The organism is Ammonifex thiophilus (genome assembly GCF_003368535.1).
Classification (GTDB): Bacteria; Bacillota; Desulfotomaculia; order Desulfotomaculales; family Ammonificaceae; genus Ammonifex; species Ammonifex thiophilus.
Genome location: NZ_QSLN01000018.1, coordinates 21,468 through 27,468 on the forward strand (window position 1 = coordinate 21,468; position 6,001 = coordinate 27,468).

Here is a 6,001-nt window from a genome sequence, read left to right on the forward strand (position 1 = left end):
TTGCGGGCACGAAGGGGATCTGTAACCCCGACTGTAACCCCATGTAACCCCATCGGGGTTACAGGAGCGAAGGGGCGCAAAGCCAGGAGCCATAAGGCTTTCGAATGCTGGAAGGATATGGATGTAACCCTTTGGGGTTACACCGTTTTTTCTTACTCCGAAGCTGGTTTGAACGTTCTTTCGTCTATCGTGTAACCCCATTCCGACACAAAGGTTATTCTATAGCGCGGAATTTTTCTCTCTCCCCCCCCTCTCGATCAGGCCGGGAAGAAAAGTTTTTCTCCCGGATAACACACCCTTTCTGTCGGAATGGGGTTACAAACGCTCCCGAATCGCTTTCGAACCAGCCTGGTAAGCGGGAAAAGGCGCTGTAACCCGGCGGGGTTACAAGGGTTACAGGTAAAACTTTCCACACACCGGAAACCTTATGTCACAAGCTTTCGTGGCTCCCCACCCCGTGCCCCATCGGGGTTACGGTCGGGGTTACGGCGGGGTTACAGCCTTCCCCCGTTCCCGGGAACCCGCGCCACGCCTGACTTTTCTAAGACCCGGTACCCACCGGGGTAGGTGTTCGCCGGTTGGTATAGTGGTGGCGAAAGTTTTCGCTAGACTCACAAAAGTACTTTAATCTAGCGAAAAGCGGGCCTCTGTCAAGTAATCGAGATGCGCAGCGCTCAGGCCGGGGTATTCTGCTCCGGCCTTCCCTTTTGTTTTCTGGGGGTGAGGGTAGTGAGTTCTCTCCTTCGTACCTATCTCTTCTTGCAGAAGAGTATCCGGACTGCCCCGGATCCGGACCCGGCGTCTGGACCTGATGTGTCACGCACCTTTTCCCGTTTGGCCATCGATGTCATCCTTTCCGCTCCCGGCCTGAAGCGCCGGGACGGGCAGCTCAGGATGGCGGAGACCGTCGCGCAGGTCCTGGCCGGGGAGCGGCCGGAGCGGGCGGCGGCCGTCGAGGCCGGGACGGGCACGGGGAAGAGCCTCGCCTATCTAGTTCCCGTCATGCTCTACTGCGTCCGCGAGGGCAGGCGGGCCGTGGTGGCCACCGGGACGAAAAACTTGCAGGAGCAGCTCGCCACGAAAGACGCCCCTTTCGCTGCAGAGCTGGTGGAGAAGGCGACCGGGAAGAGCCCGACTTTCGCGGTCGTGTACGGCCGGGCGAACTACCTGTGCCCGGCCCTGTTGGAAGAGCGCCTGGCGGAGCTGGAGGGAAAGAAGGACAGAAGGGGCCGGGAGGGGCAGGAGCTGGAGTTCCTCCGCGCCGTGGTGGAGTGGTGGCGGAAAGGGGGCAGTGGTCTCCGGGACTCCCTGCCCTCCGAGCCGCCGGAGGAATCCTGGTGGCTCCGCGTGAGCGCCGATGACGACGGTGCCGACTGCAGGGAGTGCCGGAAGACCGGTTGCCCGTTCGCGCGTGCGAGGGAAGCCGCTTCCACCGCCCATGTGGTGATCACGAACCACCACCTGGTAGCGGCAGACTGGAAGGTGCGGCAGGTAGCCGGCCTCTCCCTCTTCGCCGGGCGGGGAGACGTGTTGCCTTCGGTCTTGGTCATCGACGAGGCCCACGATTTCCTGGATGCTCTCCGCAGCTCCCTGTCGGTCTCGTTCACCGCCGGGCGGGTGAAGAGGCTGGAGACCGACATCCGGAGCCTCGTAAAAGACCTGGAGAGCCTGGTGGAGGACGCCGAGGAAGAAAGGAGAGAAGGGAACGGGAAGGGGTCACCGGGGCTTCAGGCGTCCCGCGGGGCCCGGGAGGGGCTGTGCGTGGGAGTGGGGGAGGGCGAGGACCTGTGGAAGCGGCTGGAGGACCTTTTTGCCTGCGCTGAGGAGTTCCGGCGGCAGAGAAAAGCGGAAGCACTGTTGCTGTTCCCGCCCCCGCTGTTCGATAGCGCGGGCTCCCTCCTCCCGCTCCTCCAATCGCGCTTCTCCTCCCTGCTCGATTACGCCGACTGGCTCTTTTCCGTGAGTCCTGTGGACGGGAAGGAAAGGAAGAAGTTCGAGCGGAAGCTGGAGCGCTTCCGGGAGCGCCTTCTGGAGGTCTCGGAAGCCTTCCGGCGCGCGGTGCTGCTGGAGAGGCACTACCGCACCTATGGACCTCCCGGGGATGCGTGCTGGTACGAGGAGAACCGGTTCTGCGCCGTCCCCGTGGACGTCTCCCGGCAGGCCCGGGACCTGTGGTCCGACTACCGGCACGTGGTGCTCACATCGGCCACCCTGTTTCCGTTCCCGCAGTCGGAAGGGTTTTCCTGGTTCCGGGAAGCGTACGGGTTTGAGGAGGGCGAGATTGCACTCGGGATCCTGCCCTCGCTGTTCGACTACGGGAAGCAGATGAGGGCCTATATCCTCGCCCGCCCGGAGCTGGAACCGGAGGAGTCCAGAAAAGGCAAAGACGGCAATGGGGAGGACAGGGCGGAGCACCTGGCGGAATCCCTGCTGGAGCTGGTAAACGGGGTGTCCGGCGGCGTCCTGGCGCTCTTCACCAGCTATCAGGAAATGCGCAGGGTGGCTTCGCTCGTCAAGCCGAGGCTCCCCAAAGACCGGCTTTTGCTCATCCAAGGGGAGGCGGGCCGCTACGAACTCCTGCAGCGCTTCAAGGAGCACGGGCGGGGGGTTCTTTTAGGCGTCTCCAGCTTCTGGCAGGGCGTGGACGTCCCGGGTGAGGCGTTGAGCGCGGTCTTCATCGCCAGGATCCCCTTCCCGCACCCGGAGGACCCGGTGGTAGAAGCGCTGACCTTCCTGGCCGGCCGCGAGTGGTTTGTGAAGGTCTCCCGTCCGATCGCGGCGCTGACCCTCCGCCAGGGGATTGGGCGACTCATCAGAACCGAAGACGATACCGGGGTGGTGGTTATCGCCGACCCGCGGGCTGCCGGGAAGCACCGCAGGCTGGTGGAGTCCTGTTTGCCTGTGGAGCCGGAGGTGAAGAGTCGTTGAGCCTTTTGCTTAAGAAGTACCTGGAAGTGCAGCAGCGGGGGGAGGGGGAAGAAGCGCCGGTTGTGCCACAGCCCCCCGCTACCCCGGGTTCGGACGGGGATGCCTGTAGTTCCACCTACCACCTCGCGGCCGCGTTCCTCAAAGAGCTGGAAAAACAGTGCTCCGCCGGCGCCCCGGTGCGGGCGTGGGGGGCGGATCCCGGCGCCCTCGCCTGCTTCTTCGCCCTCGTTGCGGAAGCGCTCCGGGCGGCCCTCGGCTGCGGCGCGGGCGGGGAGGAAGAGGTCCGCCTCCTCCTCGCCGCGGCCTGCGGCGCGTGGGAGGGCGCCACCGGCCGCCCGCTGCCCCTGCCTTTCCGCCCGGCCGGGGGTGAGGGGGCGGCGGGTCCGGCGGCAGCGGCCCGGCAGCGGGAGGAAACCGGGGGCGGTGCGGCGAACGCAGATGCCGGTGGAGACTCGCGGGAGGGGGGAGACGGCAGCATGAGGCGGCCCGGCGAGCAGCTCACCCTCTTCGGTGGCTGCGGACCCGGGGATCCCGGGGTACCCGGCATGTCCTCGCCCTTTCGCTCGCCCTGGCAGGACTGGCTCGATAACGCGGAGATAAAGCTGTTGACTGACCTGACCTCCTGGGAAAAGGCGGTGGAGGAGGCCCGCGGGGCCGGGGTCTGCGGCCTGGACCTGGAGACGACCGGCCTGGACCCCTTGCAGGCCCGCATCCGCCTGGTGCAGCTGGCCGTGCCGGTCTACGCGGGTGAGAAAAAGCGCCTGGTGGCGGGCGACTGGAGGAGCCCGGAACCCGGCTCCTCGGCCCGGGCCTACGTGCTCGACCTCTTCGCCCTCCCGGAGCCCGACCGGCGGGAGGCGCTCGAGCTGCTGGCCGGCCTGGTGGCCGACCCCGGCGTGGTCAAGGTGGGGCACAACCTGGCCTTTGACCTGGCGTTCCTGCGCGCGGCCCTGGGGCGGCGGCTTTCGGTGGAGAGGCTCTTCGACACGATGCTCGCTTCCCAGCTCTGCAACGCCGGGGACTTCGTGCCGGGCGGGCGCTGGGAGAAGTGGGTGGAGGAAAACGGGTACCGGTTCGCCACCAACGACCGGGGGCAGGAGCTGAAGTCGGTGCTGCTCGATGGCCACGGGCACAGGGTGGCGTTTGAAAGCGACCACCAGAAGGAGGTCCGGCCCTTCTACCCCACGCACTCCCTCCAGCAGGTGGCGCACCGGCACCTGGAGGTGTGGCTGGACAAGCGGTATCAGGCGTCTGACTGGGCCGGGGAGCTGTCGGAGGAGCAGGTCCGGTACGCCGCCTGGGACGCGGCGGTGGTCCTGCCGCTGAGGGAGGTCCTGCGGGAGTTGCTGGTCAGGAACAAGCTGGTGAGGGTGGCGGAGGTAGAGTTCGCCTGCGTCCCGGCCACCGTGGAGGTCGAGCTCTCCGGCATGCCCTTCGACGCGGGCCGGGCGGGGGAGCTCCTGGCGCAGGCGGAGGGGGAGGTGGCCCGCTGCAGGTCGGAACTGGAGGAACTGGCCCGGGGGGTGGGCTTCGTGCCCCCGCCGAAGAAGAACCGGAAGCCTTCACCCGCCTTCAACCCCGACTCCAGCGCGGACTGCGTGGAGTTCCTGCGCCTGCTGGCCCGGGGAGAGGACTGCCTGTCCTCCCGGGAGAAGAGGGGCGGCGGGGTGGAGGAGTTCCTGGTCGTGGGGGGCGAGGTGTTCCCCCTGGAGACGAGGGACGACACCCTCAGGCGCGTGGCGGCCCGGCTGCCGGAGGGGAGCCGCCTGCGGAGGTTCGCGGAGCTGTTGAGGGAGTACCGCGCCTGGAAGAAGAGGGCGGACTTCCTGGGGAGGTGGCTCTCCAGGCTGCACCCGGCGACCGGGAGGCTGCACCCCGACCTGAGGCAGCTCAACCCCCAGTGCGTGGGGCGGTTCTCGGCCAGCGGCGCCAACCTCCAGCAGGTCCCGCGGGGTTCGGAGTTCAGGGCGCTCTTCCGGGCCCCGGAGGGGCGGGTGCTGGTGCTGGCGGACTTTTCCAACATCGAGATGCGGGCGGCGGCGGCCATCTCCGGCGACGGGGTGCTGCTGGACGCGTTCCGGCGGGGGCTCGACGCCCACCGCTTCACCGCCAGCTTCATATCGGGGAAGCCTATAGAAGAGGTTACCAAAGAAGAGAGACAAATGGCAAAAGCCCTAAATTTTGGGTTGATCTACGGCATGCAGGGGGAGACCCTGCGGACCTACGCCGAGACCGGGTACGGGGTGGTCCTGTCGCCGGGGGAGGCCGAGGAGGTCCGCCGGAAGTTCTTCGAACTCTACCGGGGCGTGGACCGGTGGCACGGGGAAATGAAGCGGCGCTGCCGGGACGAGGGGGAGTTCATCAAGTTCTGGCAACACGACTACCGCCGGGGCTTCTACTGGGAGGGGCGGCCCTACGTGAGGACGCGCCTGGGCAGGCTGCGGGTGTGGCCCGTGGTGGAGGACGGGAATGGCGGGAAGCGCAAGGCGGGGGCGCTGACGGAAGCCCTGAACACCCCGGTGCAGGGCAGCGCGGCGGACCTGCTGAAGCTGAGCATGGTCAGGCTCTACCGGGAGCTCCTGCGCCGGGGCTGGGAGGACGTGTGGATGACCGCGACGGTTCACGACGAGCTGCATTTGGAATGTCCGGAAAACCTGGCGGAAGGGGCGAAAGAGCTCCTGGTCTCGTGCATGGAGGGCGCGGGCCGGGAGCTCTTCCCCGAGGTGCCCGTCGTGGCCGAGGCGGTGGTGGCCCGGGACTGGGGGGAAAAGGCCTGAGCGGGCTGGCGCTCCCGGCAATGCACCGTGGCACGGCAAGGCGCGGCTGGGTAAGGTTTGGCGGGGCCTGGTGTGGTTAGGCGGGGTATGGCCCGGTGAGGTGGGGCTTGGTGCGGCGAGGTTTGGTAAGGCGAGGTGCGGCGGGGCGAGGCGTGGCGAGGTTAGGCTCGGTGGGGCGAGGCGTGGCGGGGCATGGTGTGGTCTGGCACGGCGTGATTCCGGGCCGGGGATTTTTCCCCGGCCCGCTCCTCTTTTTTTGGGCATCTGGTGCGCTGAGCCCGGTGCGGTGTGGTTTG

Annotated in this window: 3 protein-coding genes; all 3 read left to right on the forward strand. The window is 67.1% G+C overall.

Annotated features, from left to right (window positions below):
- The first annotated feature begins 729 nt into the window (after positions 1-729).
- Positions 730-2,928, forward strand: a complete 2,199-nt coding sequence (locus DXX99_RS09240) for an ATP-dependent DNA helicase (protein ID WP_134642991.1) — start codon at positions 730-732, stop codon at positions 2,926-2,928.
- A complete protein-coding gene (locus tag DXX99_RS09245; protein ID WP_115793202.1) occupies positions 2,925-5,705 on the forward strand; it encodes a DNA polymerase in 2,781 nt (926 codons plus the stop codon). Before DXX99_RS09240 ends, DXX99_RS09245 begins: the two co-directional genes overlap by 4 nt.
- 110 nt (positions 5,706-5,815) lie before the next feature.
- Positions 5,816-6,001, forward strand: a 186-nt coding sequence (locus DXX99_RS11735; protein ID WP_205664688.1) for a hypothetical protein, incomplete at its 3' end; no start/stop codon positions are given.